This is a genomic window from Cupriavidus sp. P-10, assembly GCF_003402535.2.
Classification (GTDB): Bacteria; Pseudomonadota; Gammaproteobacteria; order Burkholderiales; family Burkholderiaceae; genus Cupriavidus.
The window spans coordinates 2,077,699-2,096,388 of sequence record NZ_AP025171.1; the positions used below are offsets into that span (position 1 = coordinate 2,077,699).

16 protein-coding genes are annotated in these 18,690 nt (G+C 60.7%); 5 read left to right on the plus strand and 11 right to left on the minus strand.

Going from position 1 to position 18,690, the window contains the following annotated elements; translation table 11 throughout:
• Position 1 precedes the first annotated feature (1 nt).
• The 5 genes from CTP10_RS26195 to CTP10_RS26215 form a co-directional block, all read right to left on the minus strand.
• On the minus strand, positions 2-1,066 hold the full coding sequence (locus CTP10_RS26195) for an AbrB family transcriptional regulator (RefSeq protein ID WP_158577707.1): 1,065 nt from the start codon (positions 1,064-1,066) through the stop codon (positions 2-4).
• 316 nt (positions 1,067-1,382) lie between these two features.
• Positions 1,383-2,438 (minus strand): porin, encoded by a 1,056-nt coding sequence (locus CTP10_RS26200; protein WP_116321855.1) that lies wholly within the window; start codon positions 2,436-2,438, stop codon positions 1,383-1,385.
• Between the two features lie 88 nt (positions 2,439-2,526).
• Entirely contained in the window at positions 2,527-3,315 is a 789-nt protein-coding gene (locus CTP10_RS26205; protein ID WP_116321856.1) for an SDR family oxidoreductase, read from the minus strand.
• 23 nt (positions 3,316-3,338) lie between these two features.
• Positions 3,339-5,036 (minus strand): GMC family oxidoreductase, encoded by a 1,698-nt coding sequence (locus tag CTP10_RS26210; protein ID WP_116321857.1) that lies wholly within the window; start codon positions 5,034-5,036, stop codon positions 3,339-3,341.
• A gap of 48 nt (positions 5,037-5,084) precedes the next feature.
• Positions 5,085-6,182, minus strand: a complete 1,098-nt coding sequence (locus tag CTP10_RS26215) for a WD40/YVTN/BNR-like repeat-containing protein (RefSeq protein WP_116321858.1) — start codon at positions 6,180-6,182, stop codon at positions 5,085-5,087.
• 252 nt (positions 6,183-6,434) lie between these two features.
• Here CTP10_RS26215 and CTP10_RS26220 point away from each other — a divergent pair, with 252 nt between their 5' ends.
• From CTP10_RS26220 to CTP10_RS26240, 5 genes are all read left to right on the plus strand, one after another.
• Complete coding sequence (locus CTP10_RS26220) at positions 6,435-7,316, plus strand: 3-keto-5-aminohexanoate cleavage protein (RefSeq protein WP_116321859.1); 882 nt, start codon at positions 6,435-6,437, stop codon at positions 7,314-7,316.
• Positions 7,313-8,176: a carbon-nitrogen hydrolase family protein gene (locus tag CTP10_RS26225; RefSeq protein ID WP_116321860.1), complete on the plus strand. Its 864-nt coding sequence runs from the start codon at positions 7,313-7,315 to the stop codon at positions 8,174-8,176. Before CTP10_RS26220 ends, CTP10_RS26225 begins: the two co-directional genes overlap by 4 nt.
• A complete protein-coding gene (locus CTP10_RS26230; RefSeq protein ID WP_158577708.1) occupies positions 8,163-8,717 on the plus strand; it encodes a carboxymuconolactone decarboxylase family protein in 555 nt (184 codons plus the stop codon). Before CTP10_RS26225 ends, CTP10_RS26230 begins: the two co-directional genes overlap by 14 nt.
• 113 nt (positions 8,718-8,830) lie before the next feature.
• Positions 8,831-10,195, plus strand: a complete 1,365-nt coding sequence (locus CTP10_RS26235; RefSeq protein ID WP_158577709.1) for an MmgE/PrpD family protein — start codon at positions 8,831-8,833, stop codon at positions 10,193-10,195.
• Between the two features lie 180 nt (positions 10,196-10,375).
• Positions 10,376-11,263, plus strand: a complete 888-nt coding sequence (locus tag CTP10_RS26240; RefSeq protein WP_116321863.1) for an IclR family transcriptional regulator — start codon at positions 10,376-10,378, stop codon at positions 11,261-11,263.
• Between the two features lie 352 nt (positions 11,264-11,615).
• Here CTP10_RS26240 and CTP10_RS26245 read toward each other — a convergent pair whose 3' ends face one another.
• The 6 genes from CTP10_RS26245 to CTP10_RS26270 all read right to left on the minus strand — a co-directional run bounded on the left by CTP10_RS26245 (position 11,616) and on the right by CTP10_RS26270 (position 18,514).
• Positions 11,616-12,440: an SDR family NAD(P)-dependent oxidoreductase gene (locus tag CTP10_RS26245; RefSeq protein ID WP_116321864.1), complete on the minus strand. Its 825-nt coding sequence runs from the start codon at positions 12,438-12,440 to the stop codon at positions 11,616-11,618.
• Positions 12,441-12,631: 191 nt separating this feature from the next.
• Positions 12,632-13,396, minus strand: coding sequence for an SDR family NAD(P)-dependent oxidoreductase (locus tag CTP10_RS26250; protein ID WP_116321865.1), 765 nt, complete (start codon positions 13,394-13,396; stop codon positions 12,632-12,634).
• 53 nt (positions 13,397-13,449) lie between these two features.
• Positions 13,450-14,430 carry a Bug family tripartite tricarboxylate transporter substrate binding protein gene (locus CTP10_RS26255; RefSeq protein ID WP_116321866.1) on the minus strand — a complete coding sequence of 327 codons (981 nt, stop codon included), beginning with the start codon at positions 14,428-14,430 and terminating at the stop codon, positions 13,450-13,452.
• Positions 14,431-14,535: 105 nt separating this feature from the next.
• Positions 14,536-16,023 (minus strand): aldehyde dehydrogenase, encoded by a 1,488-nt coding sequence (locus tag CTP10_RS26260; RefSeq protein WP_116321939.1) that lies wholly within the window; start codon positions 16,021-16,023, stop codon positions 14,536-14,538.
• Between the two features lie 57 nt (positions 16,024-16,080).
• Complete coding sequence (locus CTP10_RS26265; protein ID WP_116321867.1) at positions 16,081-17,463, minus strand: MmgE/PrpD family protein; 1,383 nt, start codon at positions 17,461-17,463, stop codon at positions 16,081-16,083.
• A 133-nt stretch (positions 17,464-17,596) separates the two neighbouring features.
• The gene (locus tag CTP10_RS26270; RefSeq protein ID WP_158577710.1) at positions 17,597-18,514 is read right to left on the minus strand and encodes a Bug family tripartite tricarboxylate transporter substrate binding protein; all 918 of its coding nucleotides are present in this window, start codon (positions 18,512-18,514) and stop codon (positions 17,597-17,599) included.
• Positions 18,515-18,690 lie beyond the last annotated feature (176 nt).

An 18,690-nucleotide genomic window follows, 5' to 3' on the forward strand; every position in this document is an offset into this window, starting at 1 on the left:
ACTAAGCGTTCGCCGCTTCCTTGGTCCTCGCCAGCATCTTGGCCAGCAAAGGGCCGATCGACACCACTGTCAACAATCGCAGCGTTTGGGCGGCGACTACAAAATTCATATCGGCGCTGGTCCCCATCGCAATGGCGACAACAGAATCCAGGCCGCCGGGTGTCGTGGCGAGGTATGCAGTAAGGAAGCTGATGGAAGCGATGCCCGACAGCAGCCATGCGCAGCATCCGCAAAGAATCAGCATTGCGAGAATCGCAAGGAGCATTTCGGGAAGCGAGCGAAACATGGACATGGCCAACTCGCGCCGGAATTGCAATCCGATCGCCCAGCCCAGGATCGTAAAGCAGCCCGCCAGAAGCAGCGTCGGCACGTGCAAGGCAAGGGAAAAACCGCCGGTGCATACGGTGCCCAGCAGAAGTGGCACTAGGAATGCACCGGCGAGAATCCGACATTTCTTACCGACCCAGCATCCCAGCAAGCTTACGGCGATCGCCAAGAAAACGCTCCCTGTCAGCGATGGCGCAGTCGCATGGCTCGCCGCTGAAGTCGCAATCACGGCTGGTCTGGCCCCGTCCAGCGCATGGGCGATGACCGGTCCGGTCGCCACCACAAGTACCACACGAAGGTATTGCATGAGCGACACAAGAATGCCGTCGGCGCCGTGGTCCATACCCAACGGCCCCATGACAGAGGCAGCCCCCGGCAAACTGCCCCACGCCCCCGTGGTTCCAGGGAGAGAGCCAAAGCGTACGATTACCCAGCCGACGACGACAGGGATCGCGACCGTCAACAGTACAGCCACGAACACCCATCCATCGGTCGCGGCTTTCACCAGACCTCGCGTGTCAATCGTACTCGCGATCGCGACGGCAGTGATCGCTTGTGCTATCAATACAAACCTGGGTGGCACTATTAGCCGGCCGCCGGACAAGCCAACGCACATCGCGCTCAACATTGCCGCAACCAAGACGCCGGCCGTGGACATCCAATGCTCCAGCGCTATGGCAAGCATCGAAGAACCGACTACAAGTAGGCACCATTGCAGCGCTTTAGCAAAATGACGCATGCTCCTTTTCCGCTGTACCCATAGCGTTTGCTCTGTCGCATTGCCGATCCACTGAGCTGGGTCGGCAACAGGAGCGAAATCCGGGCTCCGATCAGCGCTACAGTTAGCCCCAGGTGCTGATATCGCGAAGCGGCAGAGGCACGTGTAAGCGGTCGACCAATCCAAGGCGCGAAGTGTCCTCGCCCCCAAACGCGGAAGTAAAGCCATCCGCGATTCCCAACGGCACATCCCGAGGGGGTGTGCCGCAGGAACGCCTACTTGCCAGCCGGTCTCACTGAAGCGAGACTTATGGACCGCTACTGGCGCTCGAACACCATTAGAACTTATGACGCAACCCCAGCATCACGCCCAGCCGCGTGCTGTTTCCAAAGGTGTTGCCGCTGTTTGTGAAGGTGGGCATGCTGTTCAGCGCGATCCAGCCGCCCTTCAGATTGGTATAGTCGACTTCGATGTACGCATCGGTCCGCTTGCTGAAGTTGTAGTCCAGCATGGCTGCTGTGGTGAGGCGCTTGCCACCGGTACCAGCGTGCTTGAGCCAGTCATAATAGAACTGGCCGATCAAGACAAGCGATGGAGCAAGCTCATACTTCGCACCTACATAGGCAGAATCATTTCTGTAGTCCGCGACGTCAAGACGGTTGTTGGTGTAGCCGAGGAAGTACTGGCCGCGACCGACCTTGTACTTGCCACCTGCCGCCCACACCGTTTGCTTGCTGGCCTGGCTGCTCGGCAAGCCAAAGTAGGCCGACGAAACATTATGCGAGACCTGATAAACTGCGCCCACCTCAAAAGGCCCGGAGCTGTAAGCAACACTCCCCCCTGCAGCATTGTTGGTGGAGAAGCTTCCCGGCACTTCACCAAACGTATAGGCTGCTGCCAACTGCAAGCCACCAAACGACTTGATGTACTTGACCGTGTTGTCATAGCGAACCCCGGTATACGCCGCCTGGTAACCGACGATGCCATTGTTGGGAATTCCCATGGCATCGTATGACCCGATCATTTCGTGGGCAAGGGTAAATTGGCGACCAAAGGCCACCTTCCCGAAGTCGCCATCGAGGCCGAGGACGGACATCCGTCCAAACAGGCGGCCACCTTGAAGACTGGTCCCCGTATCCGGTGCAAAGCCCGATTCAAGGATGTACCAGGCCTTCAGGTTGCCACCGAGATCCTCCGTGCCACGCAAGCCCCAGCGACTTCCGGTCAGCGCCCCGTCGGTCATCTGGACTTTGTTGTCCCCGGCAGCATTCTCGTTGGTACTGAACCGGATGGTGGTATCAATCAGACCATATAACTGCACATCTGCGGCATTTGCCACGCATGGCAGGCTTGCCATGCAAGTTGCAGCCAATGCCACCAGCTTCTTATTCATCCTCTCCTCCGTAGTTAATCGTTATTTGAGGCGCCTTCCGAATCTGTCGATTGCCGAGCGCCTCTGGGGTGATGGCGAAAGACTCGCCTTAAACGATCATTGGCCGCGCGCCGCCGTCCATCGAAACGATGGCGCCCGAGATGTAGCCCGCACGCGGCGAGGCCAGGAACACCACGGCATTGGCTACGTCTTGTGGGGTCGCCAGCCTGCCTAGTGGCAGCGCTTCCTTCGCCTTCGACAAGGCCTCGTCAACTGAAATGTTGCTCTGCTTGGCCTCGGCCTCCACTCCGTGGGCCAGACGGGCGGTGGCGGTTTTGGTCGGGTTGATGGCATTGACACGAACCCCTTGCGGGCCGTACGCCATGGCGAGTCCGGCGGTCGCCAACATCAGTGCAGCATTCGCAGAGCCGCCCACCAAATGCGTGGTGATGGGCATCTTGCCCCCCATCCCCACAATGTTCACGATCGCACCGCTGCCCCGTGACCCCATGCGCTTGATCAAGGGGTCCATCATGTTGATGTAGGTAAAGAACTTGGCATCCATCGCATCGCGCCAATCCTGCGGCTGCAATTCCGCGAACGGCTTCTGCCGTGCGGCGCCCGCAGCGTTGACAAGGATATCGACCGGGCCGTTCGCCGCCTCTGCGTCGTTGATCACCTTCAATGCCTGTGCCGCATCGGCAAGTTCGGCGAGGAACGCCTTCACACGCTTGCCTTCCGGATCGAGAGTCGCCTGTGCAGTTTCAAGTTGCAGTTGATCACGACCCACAAGCGAAATGACGCAGCCTTCCTTATAGAATTCCTCCGCACACGCAAAGCCAATGCCGCCGGAACCACCGGTAATCAAGACATGCTTGCCTTGGAGTTGCAGATCCATTGAATGTCTCCTTTCGACAATCGCTACGCGGCTTGACGCTCGCGGAGAATCTGGTCCGCGATCTTTTCTGCCAGCATGATGGTGGGAATATTGGTATTGCCTCGCGGAATCGACGGCATGATCGACGCATCGACCACGCGCAGCCCCTCGACGCCAAGCACACGGCCATGCGGGTCGACGACCGCATCAGGATCGTCGGATCGCCCCATCCGGCATGTACCGACGGGGTGATAAACACCCGTCACCTCTCGCCGCACGAACTCCACCAACGCTTCCTGGTTGTTCGACAGGGCCTCCAGGTCGACGGCTTCGCCAGTCATGCGAGCCAGCAGGCGATCCGCAACCGACAGCGGCAGCGCATCAAGTACCGCTGCAAAGGCGGCGGCCTGTAACGCATTCTTCCGCGTATAGGTATTCCACTTGCGGATCCGATCGCCTAGTCGTACAACGAACGGCTTCCCGATGTGCGGGGCAACGTAAGACGAGCGCAACACACGGAAGGTCTGGCGCAGGCCGACTGCGAGGCGTTGCATGTCGCGCGCATGGTCACCGAATCCAAACTCGACGATAGGCTCGCGATCGGGATCCTGCGGCGCCAGGCGCACGGTGCCAGTTCCTTCCGGCTTTAGAAGCACCGCATTCAGGCTCGCCAAGCGGTTCCCCATCGCATTCCATGAGGTCTTGCTTTGGATGTTGACGTACAGGTCCGATGCCGGTGCCCCCGGCAACCCGGACGACAGGCGCATACAAGTTGTCGGATGCGTACGCAGTGTTTGCTGTTGGCGAAATCCACGCGGGAGAATCGCACCGACGAACAATGCCGCATGGTTCTGCAGGTTTTTCCCCACCCCGGGGCGATTGACGAGCACCGGGATGCGAAGATCCTGCAATTCCTTTGCGTCGCCGATACCAGCGCGCTGCAACATCGCAGGCGAATGGATCGCGCCGGCCGACAGAATCACCTCCCGCGCTTGATAAACGACGGTCTGTCCCTCGGCGACGACGACGACTCCCGTGGCGCGCCGTGCTTCAAAGATCAGCGAGCGAACAAACGTGTTCGACAGAATCTTCAGGTTCGGTCGCTGGCGCACAACCTGTGTCAGATAGCCGGAGGCAGTGGTCACACGGCCAGCCTCGGTATTACTGATCGGCGTCATGCCAAAGCCGTCACGGAAATCGGCGTTCATATCCGCGACGAAAGGCATGCCGGCGCCCTGTGCGTATTGCTCAATGGCGCGCGTCAGCGGCGGCCATTGTTCGCGCGGGACACGACGAATCGGGATCGGCCCACCCGAACCATGCGCTTCGCCGTTGAAATCCTGGTCCGCTTCCAACTTGCGGAAGTAAGGCAAGACATCGTCCCACGACCACCCGCGCGCCCCGGCAGCTTCCCATTCCTGGTAATCCTCCGCTGTGCCGCGGAAGGCAACCATGCCCGCAACGCAGGATCCCCCGCCCATGACTTGCGCCTGCGGAAACTTGACAGCGCTACCGGCCGACCTGTTCCGCCAATACGCTTTGACGTCAGGCCAGAAGTACGAAGCGTTGTATGAAGACAGTGGATAGGGATCCCGAATGTCTGCCGGCTCGTTGCCGGGCGGGTTCGCTTTCCCCGCCTCTACCAACAGAACCGTGCAATTCGGATTGGCCGAAAGCCGGCTAGCCAGTACACAGCCAGCCGATCCCGCGCCCACGATGATGTAGTCGTACTTGGTTTCCATGGATTTCCGCTCTGCCACGCCGCCCCCCTTCTTCGACAGGGTGCTGGCTCAGGCCTCCAACACGATCTTCGGCGCGATGGGCCGGGTTATCGAATGCGGGGCACCCCGCGTGCCTTTGGGAACTGCGCGCCAATGCAGGGCGCGAATCTCGCCGAACTCGTGCGGCAACCGTACCCAGGAGTCCCCGCCATCGACGCTCCGGAATAGCTGGCCGAGGTTCGTACAGACAAACATCAGGGAAGGATTCGACGGATGGACGGAAATGCACCACACCGTGCTATTCACATCGCCAGGCAGTTCCAAGCGCTCCCAAGTGTCACCACCGTCCCTGCTGCGCAACAGTCGTCCATCGTTGCCGGGAGGCCCGTTTCCGTTAGCGAGGAACACCGTCGACGGATCATCCGGACGCACCACGACGCCACGGCCGTATTGCCACGGTGAATCGAGTTCCACGAAGCGCCACGTCTCACCCTGGTCTTCACTGACATGCAAGCCGCGATTAGTGGTCGCCAGTACGCGCGGCACCCCTTCCCGCGTTTTGGTCACCGCAATACCATGGACGTCGCCCGAAATCAGGCCGTTGGTCAGCAGACGCCAGGTAACTCCCCGATCGTCGCTTCGGTAAATGCCACCGATCTCTACCGTTGCCCAGAGCGTATCTTCGGCAAACGGGTCGAACAGCAGTTGTGTCACCCGCGTCGGTCCCATGTTGACTTCAGAGAACTGGGCAATCCCCGGCGCATTCAATTGACTCCATGTCACGCCACCGTCTTGCGAGCGGTAAAGCCCCGCGGGGCGCGTCCCGGCAAACAGCGTATTGGGATCCTTCGGATCATGAACAATGGCCCATACGTCACTCAGCTCGGTGGAGATATGTTCCCAGCGCGCAGTGGTCTCGCTCCACTGATACACACCATCGTCCGCGCCCGCGTGCAGGGATGCGGGAGTTGCGTCGTGGCTGCTGATGGCCCACACCCGAGCTTCCAGATACATCCCCGAATGGCTGTTCGGATGCACCCAGGTCATTCCCAGGTCATCGCTGAACCATGCCGAGTGGCCTGCGGTGCCGGCATAAACGTGAATCTCGCCGCAATCCGCATCCGGACTCCCGGTCCAGTGCAGGCGACTTACTTTGTCTGATGTCATATACGGCCTCATGGGAAGGTTTAGAAGATTGTCTCGTATGGTGACACTTTGTGCAAGACGATTTTTTGCAAGGGGCTGGGATGAGAAGCGCCATACGCACCATGGGCGCAGCAGATGGCGTCCGCGCGGGCGGCATGTCGAGAATAAGCCGCGCACCTTCGGATAATCACGTTATCCCGTATTTCGGGACTTCTTGACTTCGTCGGTGCTGGCACAGACAATGTTCTCGACAACCCTCACAGGAGAAATACCTTGCAGCAGCCCGTTATCCTTACGTGCGCCGTTACCGGCGGCGACGATACCGCTGGACGTTTCCCCGCCGTCCCCGTCACCCCCCAACAGATCGCCGTTGCCGCCATCGAGGCCTGCAAGGCAGGTGCAGCCATCGCCCACATTCACGTACGCGACCCCCAAACCGGAAAGCCCAGCATGGCAACCGAGCTGTATCGGGAAGTGGTGGAGCGAATTCGCGACAGCGGCAGCCCGGTCATCATCAATCTGACCACGGGCCCCGGCGCCCGCTTCGTTCCCAGCAACGTCGAAACCAACCGGGCCGAGCCCAGCTCCAACCTTCGTCCGCCGGCTGAACGCGTTCAGCACATTCTTGAGCTGAAGCCCGAGATCTGTAGCCTGGACATGGGCTCGCTGAACTTCGGCAAAGGCGCGCTCATCAACGTGCCGGCACACGTCGAAATCATCGCCGCCGCGATCCGTGAAGCAGGCGTGAAGCCGGAGCTCGAAGTCTTCGACAGCGGCCACATCGCACTGTCTGTTGACATGATTCGTCGCGGCCTGCTGGATCCGAAGCCGCTCTTTCAGATGGTCACGGGGGTGCCGTGGGGCGCGCCGGCGAACAGCGAGGTGCTGGCGGCGATGAAGAGCCTGCTGCCTGTCGGCTCGCCGTGGGCTGCGTTCGGTGTGGGCCGCTCGCAGTTCCCCATGGTGGCGCAGGCGTTCCTGCTCGGCGGCCATATCCGTGTCGGGCTGGAGGACAATCTCTACATTGCCAAGGGTGAACTCGCGCCGGACAACGCCTCGCTGGTTCGCAAGGCCGCAACGATCATCGATCTGCTGGGGAGCCGCCTCGCCACCCCGGCCGAAGCCCGCGACCTGCTCGGACTTCCTCAGCAATGAGCGCCAGCAGCTTGATTGTCGGGTGCGTGCAGGTCAACCCAGGCGATGACCGGAAGGTCAACATCGAGAACGCCTCCGCGGCGGTCTGCACCGCAGTGCGCCGCGGCGCCTCTCTCGTCGTATTGCCGGAATATTTCAGCTTCCTGCACGCCAGCGGGCGCGCCATGCGCGGCAATGCGCTGCGCGAGGAAGAGGAACCCACCCTTTCTCACTTCCGCACGCTTGCCAAGGAGCAAGGCGCCTGGATCCTGCTGGGGTCGATTGCCACGGCAATCGATGACGACAGGCTCGCCAACCGCTCGTTCCTGATCTCGGCAGATGGCGATATCGTTGCTCGCTATGACAAGATTCATATGTTCGATGCAACCCTGCCAGGCGGAAGGGTGATCAACGAGTCCTCCAGCTATCGCCCCGGCAACGAGGCGGTGGTCGCCAGCACGCCCTGGGCACACCTCGGCTTGTCCATCTGCTACGACGTACGGTTTCCCGCGTTGTATCGCGCGTTGTCGCAAGCCGGGGCGGAACTGCTGGCAGTTCCCGCTGCTTTCACCAAGGCGACCGGTACGCTGCATTGGAAAGCCCTGCTCCAAGCTCGCGCAATTGAAAACGGCGCTTATGTGGTGGCCGCCGCAACCTGCGGCGAGCACCCTGGCGGGCACCAGACGTACGGGCATGCCATGATCATTGACCCCAATGGTCAGGTTGTCGCCGAGGCAGGTGATGAACCCGAGGTTCTCTGCGCACCAATTGATCTGTCCTTGGTACACACAGCGCGTTCGCGTATCCCCTCGTTGCAACATGATCGCGAGTTTGACCTGCAGCGCCCCACCGGGAACAAGGAGCACCATGACACGGTTTGAAATTCTCGAGCGCGAAGAAATGTCCGAGCGGCAGCGCGAAGTTGCCGACGCCATCGCAAGCGGCCCGCGTGGTGCATTGAAGGGCCCTTTCCTTGCGTTGATCCACAATCCCGAACTGGCCGCCCGCGTTCAGGCGCTCGGTGAACATCTTCGCTATGGCACCGGCCTGTCACAGGCCCTGGTCGAGATCGCCATCCTGGTCACGGCCCGGCGTTGGAGTTGCGACTATGAATGGGCCGCGCATTCGCGCATTGCCCGGGAGGCGGGGCTGCGTGAAGGGATCATTAGCGCAATTGCAGTGCGCGCACGCCCGCAAGACCTATCCGCGGACGAGGCACTGCTCCACGACTTTGCCATTGAGACGGTGTGGAACGGCGAGCCCTCGGACGCCTCCTTCGACGCGGTGGTAGCGCGATTCGGCCGTGCGACGGCACTGGACCTGCTTTCGGTGTGCGGATATTACTCGCTACTAGCCTTTGTTCTGAACGCGGCCAAGCTGCCCTTGCCGCCGGGCTCTACAGCACTGGCGTCCATTTCCTGAAGAGCATCGCGACGAGGCGAGCGTGACGGTGTACAACTTAGTGCTTGAACAGTCTTTACCGGAATATGGCGCACAATTGGCGCCGAAATGGCAGACGAAAGACAGTAGAAACGATGGCTGAACCAAGTAATGCGCAGGGCGCAACGGAAGTACTTGCGCACTTTATCCAAGAATTGCATTTCGCCGCCCTCCCCGAATCGACGCGTCATGCCGCGCGTCGGGCATTGGTCAATATTATTGGCTGCTGCCTGAGCGGCGCACGGCACGAAATCGTCGACATTACGGCGCGCTCGCTCTTGCCTTTTGGCGGTAAGGAAACTTCCAGCCTGGTTGGCCGGGGCGAGCGAACGGACGCGCTTACTGCAGCACTGCTAAACTGCCTGAGTTCCGCCGCGTACTCGTTTGACGACACGCACGCCGAAACGATTCTCCATCCAAGCGGCGCCGTCACGGCTGCGCTATTAAGCCTCGCGGAGCAGCAACCGATGAGCGGGCCGGAGTTCATGGTTTCCTTCGTCGTAGGCGTGGACATCGCATCCAGACTGAGCAAAGCCGTTTCTACGCCGCCGGCAACGGCAGACATCGGTTGGTCCCAGACCGGGATTGCCGCAGGGATCGGTGCTGCGGCGGCAGCGTCCCGGGCACTGCGATTGGGACCTGAAGCGACAGTCGCAGCGCTCGGTATTGCCGCGCTCCAGGCATCGGGCCTACGAGTAGCGCATGGGACCATGGCCGCCACCCTGATCTTCGGGCATGCCGCTCAGTGCGGGCTGCGCGCTGCGTTGCTCGCACGAGATGGTATTACGGCCCCCTCCTCACCGCTTGAAGGCAAACACGGTTTCGCCAGTCTCTTCGCCAATCGCGCACACCTGCCGTACCTCACCGACTCCCTCGGTGAGCAATTCGAAGTCGAAGCTCTTACCTTCAAGCCCTACCCATCCGGGATTGTGATTCACCCGGCAGTGGATGCGGCACTGGAATGGTATCGGACTGCGCGTGAGGAAAGCACTGCCATCGACGAGATCCGCTTGCACGCGCACCCCAGCGCCCTCGCGCTGGGGTCGCGACGACATCCGGCTAATCCTCTTGAAGCCAAGGTCAGCTTGTGCCATTGGATCGCCGCCGCGCTCCGGTATGGTCGCGCAAGCCTTGCCGAGGTGGGAGAATCGGTGATCGCGGAACCTGAAGTCGGCCGACTTCGCGACATCATCGAACTCGTCGACGACCCAACCCAGACAGCAGAGAGCGCGTTGCTGACAGTCACCGAACGGGATGTCCCGCCGAGGACGATTTCGATCGAACATTGCAAAGGCAGCATCGCCAACCCGATGACCGACGAAGACCTTACCGAGAAATTCCGCGGCCAGGCTCACTTGAGCTTGTCAGCGCAACGTACGGCGGAATTGCTCGAAAACTGCTGGCGAGTCGACCAACTTGCCGATGTGGCTTCTCTGCTGCCCTTGACACTGCCGGCGTGAAATGCTTTGGAAGCAGGTCATGCGGGGCCGCAGGCTGACGGGGCTTTTCAGAATGGTTATAATGTTCCGCAGTATGGGAAAATTTCCCGCACCTGATCTTTTCTGAATGCAGGGGTGTACCGTCTGAGCACGTTCACCGAGCATTCGGAATCGCCAATCAGCCAATTCCGGATACAAAACATGGTGAAACGCGCTACGCCGCGAGCATCGACCGACGGCGCCGAAGCCAAGGCACCCAAAGCGACCAAAAAGGAAGCGGATTCGCAGAGCAGTTTCGAGCGGATGCTCGGCCTGCTTGACCTTTTCACGCATTCAGCGCCGGTTCGTCCGGTAACCGACCTGGTCAGCTACCTGGGCACATCCCGGTCCACATCCTATCGGTACATTAAGGCGCTGCATGCCGCCGGCCTGATCGAAGCCGTTGCAAACGGCAAGTATGTCCTGGGTCCCCGCATCGTTGAATTCGATCGTCAGATCCGGATGAGCGATCCGCTGTATAAGGGTGGCGGGCATGTACTCCATTCCCTGATGAAACTCACCGGTCACTCGGCCTTGCTGTGCGGCCTCTACAGCGACTCAGTGATGTGCATTCGGGAAGAGCTGGCCGAAAACAGCCCGCCGAACCTGTTTTCACGCGGGCAACGCAGGCCATTGTTCTCCGGGGCGGCCTCCAAGGTCATTCTGCCGTATCTCCCGCCACACCGCCTGCGCAGCATCTTTCAGCAGCATCAGCGCGCGATCGCCCTGGCGGGGCTTGGCACCGATTGGCAGAGCTTCCGTGACAACATGACTGCGATCCGGCGCGATGGTTATCTGATGAGCCACGGCGAGTTCAATCCCGGCGTATTCGGCATATCCGCACCGGTATTCAATGCCGATGGCCTGGTTGTGGGCAGCATCGGGATAGCAGGTGCTGAAGAGAGGCTCGACCGCAAGAAGGTCTCGGCTTACGCTGAAGCGGTGGTCGAAGCGGGCAAGAAGCTTAACGACATTCTCACCGATTCGGATGCGGCCCTGGTGAATCCGCCTCGGGCGTACGGTTCAGTCTCGGCCCGAGGTGGGCGCTAGCGCCACGAAGTGTAGTCGCGGTGTCCCCGCCCTTGGGCCAGCTCCGGCTGAGGGAAGCCAAAAACCTGGCCTTCGCCTCGAGGTACTCCCCAAGGCCCTCCCCTTCTCGACGCTTGCCGGATTGCTTGTAGCCCGCCCATGGGCGGGCCGGGACTGCTTCCAGCGCCATTCACGCACTCGCCCGGCCCGATTGCCCTTTGCGCAGATCGGTCGTGACCAGGTATCCGTGGCAAACCTAGCCGCGGGGACGGCGTCACAAGTTCAAAGGATCGGGGCGATTGGGTTTCAACCCATTCGCACCCGACATTGATCTGCCCTTAGTGCTTCATTGCGCCGCGTGCAGCGCCGCCGGTTAACTGCTGTGCGTCAGGCCGCCGTCGCAGGCAATGGTTTGGCCGCTAATGAAGGCCGACGCCGGAGTCGTCAGGAACATGACGATGCCGACCAGGTCGGTCGGCACCTGGCCCTTGGGCACACACTGCTGTGCCAACATCTGCTGGCGGCGCTCTTGCGTGGGATTCACCGTGCGCTCGACCTCGGTGGCCACGCCACCAGGACGGATGCAGTTGACCGTAATACCATGCGGACCGAGCTCGCGCGCCAGGGAAGCGGTCATGCCGATCAGCGCAGACTTCGAGGTGACGTAGTGCAGATAGTTGGCCACGCCAAGTCGAACGGAATCCGACGAGATGTTGACGATGCGACCCCAACCGGCTTCCCGCATTACCGGTGCGACTGCACTTGCACAGTTGAACACGCCGGTGATGTTGATCCGCATGACTTGCTCCCACTCCTGCAGCGGAATCTGATCAAACGGGCGCTTTTGCAGCGTCGCGAAGATTGCCGCATTGTTGATGAGGCTGTCAATGCGACCATAGTTGGCCAGGACTGCAGCGACCATTGCGTCCACGGATGCCCGGTCGCCCACATCAACTTTCAACGCCATCGCCTTGCCGCCGGCGGCCTGAATCTCGGCCTGCACGCGTTCGGCATTGGCAATGTTCAGATCAGCAACCACCGCTACGGCACCGGCCGCCGCGAACTGCCTTGCGAACTCGCGCCCAATGCCTTGCCCCGCGCCGGTAATGATGACCACGCGATTCTCAACACTGAAATCTCGCGCCGAAGCGGGCACGCCGGAATCGTCGGGTGCGTGGATGAATACATCTTGGGTCATTTGCGACTACCTGTCTAAGTCTGAAGAAGTGATGAAGTCAGCCTTGACCTGCCTTCGGCTCCGCCAAGGACTGGACTCATAAAAATGTACCGTAATACGGGATTTGATTCAATCAGGAATGTCCCGCTTGGAGCTTCGTCGGGTGCGCGTGCCGCAGTGGCGCCGCGCCTGAAGGGTACAGGCCCGAAGCATTAGTGGAACGATCGACCGCCATCGGCAGCCAGCGCGGCACCTGTGATGTACGAAGATTCACTGCTGGTCAGGAACAGAATGGCCTGTGCAATCTCCGCAGCATCGGCCATCCGCTTGAGCGCATAGTTACCCACGTTCCCGCGAAAGCCGTCTGCCATGGGGGTATCGACCATTCCCGGACAAACACTGTTGGCACGAATTCGCGGTGCCAGCTCGGCCGCCAGCGCCCGAGTGAGGTTGATTACGCCACCTTTGGATGCCGCGTACGCGGTGAGTCCGGGGGCGTTTGGCAACAAGCCCGCGGCCGAAGCAATGTTGACAATGGTGGCCGCAGGCTCTTGCGCCATCCACCGCAGGCAGCTTTGCGTAACGATGTAGGTGCCCGTGAGATTGACCTCCAGGACTCGCCGCCACGCCGATGCTGGCACATCCCCCACCGGGCTCGAGCACATCACTCCCGCGGCATTGACCACACCGTCAATCCCACCCAATACAACGCTGGCTTTTTCGATAACCGCGGCGACGAGTTCCTCGTTGGTGATATCGACTTGATACGGGTGGCCGCCCGTTTCGCGCGCAATCTCGGCCAGCCCCCCTTCGTCCCGGTCGAGCAGCGCGAGCGATGCACCTTCGCGCGAAAATAGCCGTGCGGTAGCACGCCCGATACCGGATGCAGCTCCTGTAATCACAATGCGGCGCCCGCGAAGTTGGCCGCGCGACGTCTCGGTCGTAGATTCATTCATTTCCAAAACGCTGTCTGTCATGGGTGTTTGGCCCGTGGTGAGTGAATTCGTTATCGAACTTGCAGCGATCGCCGCTAGACCGGCGACTGGATCTTGTTCTCCGTGATGACGGTGCGCCACCGGCTAGCTTCTGCATTGATGTAGGAGTTAAGCGCCGCGCCCGACTTAAGCTCTTCCTGAAACGCCAATGGCTTGAACCGGTTCTGGAACGCCGGCGCATTGACGGATCGGGTAATCGCCTCGGCGAGCTTGCCGACGATGTCTGCCGGCGTACCGGCTGGTGCGACAAAGCCATGCCAAAGCGTTGAATTAATGCCGGGAAAGCCGAGTTCGCGCATTGTCGGCACATCCGGAAGATTCGCCGCACGCTGGTTCGAGGTAACGGCCAAAACCCGCAGCTTGCCCTCGCTTCGAAGTGCCGCCACTTCGGACGCGGAAGCGAACATCATTTGGGTAAAGCCCCCCGCGAGCGCCTGCAAGCCTTCCGGGTTGTTCTTGTAGGCAACGTCCACCCCTTTACCGTGCACCGTGTTAAGAAACATCACAGAAGTCAGGTGGGCGACGGTGCCGACCCCACCGCTGGCAAACGTCACGCCCTCTGGAGATTTCGCCACCGCGATGAGATCCTGGATGCTATTGAGTCTCGCCTTCGATGTTGCCGAGACGGCCAGCGCCAACGGGAAGCCGCCCACGCCAACGATTGGCGCAAAACTGCTGAGACCGTACTTGAGTTTGTCTCGCAGAACCGTTTGCACGATGCCAGCGCTGATAAGGCAAAGAATCGTGTAGCCATCCGGAGCCGCCGATGCCACCATGGAGCCCGCGATCGTGGTCGACCCGCCACCGCGATTCTCGATGATCACACTCTGCCCAAACTGCCCCGCGATCTCATGGGCTACCGAGCGGCTGATGGCATCATCGGTTCCGCCCGCTGCATTTCCTACAACGATCCGGATCAGGCGCTCCGGATATGGCGTCCGCGCGAGCGCCGGGTTTAGCATGCCTAATGACATCAAACCGGCGGATGCACCAAGAAGGCCCCTTCGTGAAACCATGGTGTCTCCTGTTGGGATGCGCGTGGTGGGTGCTGGGTGAATAGCGATCACCCTTCCCCACCGGCGCTCAATCCTGCTTTTCGTTGTGTTTTATGAAAAAGTGCCTTAGCGCTGCACAAAGGGATTGGCCGGTACACTGGTGGCGGTGGAGATCATGACGCTCTTGGTCTCGAGGTAATCGTCCACCGCTTCAATGCCGCTCTCCCGTCCGAGGCCGGACTGCTTCATGCCACCGATTGGCACCAGGAAGCTGTACGCCCGGTAGGTATTCACCCAGACCATCCCGGCCTTCAACGCTTTCGACATCCGGATTGCCCTGCCGACGTCGCGTGTCCACACTCCTGCTGCGAGGCCGTAGATCACGTCATTGCCGATGGACACGGCCTCCTCTTCACTGTCAAAGCCGATGATCGACAGCACCGGCCCAAAGACTTCTTCCTGCGCAATGCGCATACGGCTGAAAACGTCGACGAAAATCGTCGGCTCGACAAACTGACCGACGCCTAGGCCATCGCCACGCGCGGGGTTGCCTCCGAGCACGCAGCGTGCGCCTTCGGCCTTGGCCAGGTCGATGTAGTGGAGAACTTTCTCGTATTGAGGACGCGTCGCAATGGGCCCGATGTCAGTGTCTGCCGCCATCGGGTTCCCGAGGCGCAAATGGCGCGCCATCTCAAGAAGCCGCTCTGTGAACGCCTCGCGGATAGAGTTCTGCACCAGCAGCCGGGAGCCCGCCGTACACATCTGGCCCGCGGCGCCAAAGATGCCGGCGACTGCGCCCACGCAGGCGCTATCCAGATCTGCATCCTCAAACACGATGTTGGGCGACTTTCCGCCGAGTTCCATCGAAACCCGCTTCATCGTCCGCGCCGCGGTTTCATACACCTTGGCACCCGTCGTGTCGGAGCCGGTAAATGTAACCTTTGCCACATCCGGATGCTCGACCAGAGGCGTGCCAAGTTCCTGACCAAGCCCGGTCACCACATTGATGACACCGTCCGGGAGCCCGGCTTCCTTGACCAGTGCGGCAAGCTCCAAAGAGCTTGCCGAGGCAAACTCCGAAGGCTTGAGTACCACCGAGCAGCCGGCAGCCAGAGCAGGCGCACACTTGATCGTGAAGAACATCAGCGGCGAGTTCCACGCCGTCAACGCGACCACCACCCCCACCGGCTCACGATACGTCATGGCGAGCATGTCAGGCTTGTCCACTGGCAGGACGGCCCCTTCAATCTTGTCGGCGAGGCCGGCGAAGTAATACCAGTGTTCGGGGAGATACTTAAGCTGTCCCTGCATTTCGGCAAGGATTTTGCCGTTGTCACGAGACTCGATCTCGGCCAGCCGCCTGGCATGCTCCGGATCGGAAAGCAGATCGCCGATCCGGCGCAAGATCCTGCCGCGCTCGGTTGCAGTCATGCTTGCCCATGGGCCTTTCTGCATGGCATCCCGAGCCGCGGCTACGGCACGATCCGCATCTTCCTTGTTCCCTCTCGGAATTCTGGCCCATACCTCTCCGCTGTAAGGGTCCACCGTATCGAGCCACTCGCCGCTCGCAGGCGCGATGTGTGCGCCATTTATCCAATGCTGGTAAGTTTTCATCGATCTGTCCAGGAAGCTACATGTGATCAAATTCATGTACGGTCTGTTCAACTGTCCTTAGGACAGCGTCTTGACAAGCGTGTTGGTGCTGTCGAGAAACTCGAGGTGGCGGACCATTTCGGTGGCACTCCGGATCTTGTCCTCACACACCGGCACCGCCGCCACCGAGGCGCAATCGCGGAATTTTGCGCTGAGGGCTTCCCACGACATCGGCGCTTCGGGACTGCCGGGTACGTTGTCACCCACCCGCTCAAGTCTTCGGCCGTCACGGGTGATGATCTCCATACGCCCATCAGGGATCTTCACCTTCCAGTCCAGATTGCTGTCTTCCACCGGGACGACCTTCTGCGCGATGGCAAGTACCTCGGGATCCCGGAGCGCTGCGGCGCTGAAGTCGGCGATGCGGATCTGGCCGCGCGCAGCGGCCAGCGCCACGCAGAAGGGAAGGCTGAACTTGGCATCGACGAGTGTCTCCGGCGCCCGCCGGATATCGATAGGGGTGCACATACGTTGGTGGAAGTCCCCCACGAACACGCGGATTTCCTCGATATCGCTGGCATTCAGGCGATACTGCTTCATCAGTTCGATGGTGGCGTGGATGTAGGTGTGCACATTGCCAACCGCCGGCCACGCCTTGTAAAGCATCGCGGAACCGAGATACTCCTTGCCCAGGTTTTCGACCATCTTCGCCCGCTCGTACTTGCCGCCGAAGTAGACGTTGAAGATCCCTGCCTTGCCTTCGAACAAGTTCGTAATACCCGTGATCCCCTTCTGTGCCAGCAACGCTGCCAGCACTGCGCCCTGCGCCGTGAAGCCCGCGTACATACCGCGCAGGTCGCTACCGATGCCGAAAATCACTTCCATAGTGCCGCTCGATTGCATGCTGGCAATGCCCAGGGCATGCGCGACCTGTTCGCGACTGAGACCCAATACCCACGACGCCGCAGCAGCAGCCGAAAAGGCGCCGACCACCGACGAGAGATTCCAGTCCTGGCGCCATCCCACGTTGCAACGCAGCCGCACGAAAAGATCCTGCCCCAGCGCCACCGCAGTGATCAGATCCCGCCCCGTGATGCCACCTGTTCGCTCGGCCATCGCCAACACTGCCGGCACCAGGGAGCTGTCGGGGTGGGCGCCCCATGGCGTCTGATCATCGAAATCCAGGCAGTGCGCCATCACCCCATTGGCAAAAGCGGCCGCCGGCGCCGGCACGCGACCGCCGAAGCCCAACACCGAGGCTTCCGGGCGGCCGCCGCCTTCCAGCACGACCTCGGCTACGCCGCGTACTGCTGGCTCCATACCGCTGCCCGCGAGGATCACGCCCAGCGTGTCCAAGATGGATTTTTTTGCAGCTTCGACCGCCTCGTCAGAAAGATCCTCATAGCTGGTGTGGACCACATGGCTTGCAAACAGGTGACACAGATCGGTGTCAGGGGACATGGGGATACGGTGGTAGGACAGTGGATAAAAGCCCGGCTCGCGCCTTCATTTGCATACAAACGGCAGGACGCCGGCAATGGATGCGCCTCGGCATTGCTTGCGATGCCCTCGCCGATATCGCAGTTCTCCTGACTCAGGAGTCACCGATCTTGACCTTGCCGCGCAGTTGCTTCCATGTAGCAAGATCCTTCGCCAACTGTCGCGCAAATGCCTCGGGCGAGTCGGTGTGCGGCCGTAGGCTGACCTCGCGCATACGCTGAGCCACGTCAGGCATCGCGATGGCCTTGTTGAACGCTTCGTTGATTCGCTTGACGATTGGCTGTGGCATGCCGGCTGGCCCCATCACGGCATAGAAGGTGTAGCTGCCGACGGCTTCCAGCCCAGGCACACCGGTCTGCGCGATCGTGGGCAGATCAGGCATCGACTTCAGGCGCTCCGTACCTGTCACGGCAATCGGCTTGAGCTTTCCCGCCGTGATCAGGGGCACGGCGGTCTGGACCATGGCCAACACGACGTCAACGTTGCCGGCCATCGCATCCCGCGTCGACTCGGCCTCCCCCTTGTACGGGATGTGTAGCATGGATGCCCCCGTGAGGGCGATCATGTATTCCATCGCCAGGTGGCTGCCAGAGCCGACTCCGGCCGAACCATACGTCAGCTTGCCCCGATTGTTCTTTGAGTAGGCAACCAGTTCGCTCATGGTATTGCCGGGCGCCTGCTTGCGCGCAAGAAGGACCGCCTCGCCGTCAGCAATCATCGCGATAGGCGTGAAATTCTTGACCGGATCATATGGCAAATCGGTCCTGACAGCGGGCCCCTGCACCATCGCACCGGCCGAACCCAGCCACAGGGTATAGCCGTCTGGCGCGGCGTGGAGCACGGGCTGTGAAGCCATCAACTCGGAAGCGCCGGGCTTGTTCTCAATCACAACCGGAACTTTCAGAATCTCGGTGAGCTTTGGCGCCAGCAGTCGTGCCAGACTGTCCATGCCGCCACCCGGGGAATAGCCGATCAGGATCCGGATCGGCTTGGAAGGAAACTGCTCGGCCAAGGCAGCACCAGGGACCAGTGCGACAGTTGCGCATAGCCATAGGAATGCGCGGGCGATCTTTGAAGTAAGCATTGTCTCGGATTAGTAGTAGTTGTGTCGGATCCGCGAGTTGCGTTTGCAGATCTGGGTAAAGCCTCCCGAAACGCGCGGGAGCCAACAAGACTGTCCACAACTAA